Origin of the sequence: Caballeronia calidae (assembly GCF_900044055.2) — a bacterium.
Classification (GTDB): domain Bacteria; phylum Pseudomonadota; class Gammaproteobacteria; order Burkholderiales; family Burkholderiaceae; genus Caballeronia; species Caballeronia calidae.
Map to the genome: position 1 here is coordinate 1 of NZ_FCOX02000287.1, position 1,196 is coordinate 1,196.

Here is a 1,196-nt window from a genome sequence, read left to right on the forward strand (position 1 = left end):
AGCGAGCACGATCTTCTGACGTCACTCGGACAATGATCGGTCGTTGTTCTGAACCAATCTTTGGCATGTTCGATCCTGTGATTGTGGTTAAGGGGGTGGGATTAAATCTGACGCCCGTTTCGTGCAGCATATAGCCTGTACGATTGGTTAAAAACCTCCCCCGTGCATTTTTCTGCATGCTGTTCTTTGGTACATTAATTTAGTAGTACTATGCTAGTTAGTCAATACAAAAGCTCGAAGATTAACGATGACGCTTTGGATGGCTTGGTGGGACGCGATCTGGTTGCTGCGGCCTGCGTTCTCTCGTCTGCGCAGTTTCATGTGGTTCGCAACTGCCGTGGCAGGCTTGACGGTGCGCACCGAGTTGCTGGGCGTGACCAGCATCGTGCGTGCGCTCAAACTGCGGCCGACTCTGTACAACAAGCTGCGTGACAGCTTGCACAGCGACGCCGTGCAGCTCTCGGCGCTGTGGACGCAGGCGGTGCTGCGCCTGTTCCCTGAGCCGCTACGCGTCAATGGTCGGCGCGTCCTGGTTGGAGACGGCATCAAGATCCCCAAGAGCGGCAGGAAGATGCCCGGCGTCAAGTTGCTGCATCAACAGTCCGACTCCAACACCAAGCCCGAGTACATCATGGGACACTCCATGCAGGCAGTCAGCATACTCGTGCGGGCCGCCCAGAGCGTCATTGCCGTACCGCTGGCCGTGCGCATTCACGAAGGTCTGGTGTGGTCCAACCGCGATCGACGTACCTTGCTCGACAAGATGATCTCGCTGTTGGGGATCGTCTCGGTCGAGGAGCCGTTCTACTTCGTCGCCGATGCCTACTACGCTGCTCGCAAGATCGTCAAAGGCCTGCGCGATCAGGACAACCATTTGGTCACGCGCGTGAAGTCCAATGCAGTCGCCTATGCCCCGTACGTGCAGCAAGGACCGCGCAAACGGGGCCGCCCCAGGCGCTACGGCGCCAAGATCCAACTCAAATCGCTGCTGGCTGATCCACTGTCCTCGCAACCCGCGCCCAGCCCCGTCTATGGCGAACACAACGTCATCATCCGGTATCGAGTCTGCGATCTACTGTGGCCGGCGTGCGGTCGGCTCGTTCGCTTCGTGGCAGTGAGTCACCCTTGCCGGGGCGCGTGCCTGTTGATGTGCACCGACCTCGGCCTGGATCCCATCGAAATCATTCGCTTGTATG

1 protein-coding gene is annotated in these 1,196 nt (G+C 58.3%); it reads left to right on the forward strand.

Features of this window, described 5'->3' with window-relative positions:
• Positions 1-247 precede the first annotated feature (247 nt).
• A partial coding sequence (locus tag AWB78_RS42680) for a transposase (protein WP_082883665.1) occupies positions 248-1,196 on the forward strand: 949 nt, incomplete at its 3' end.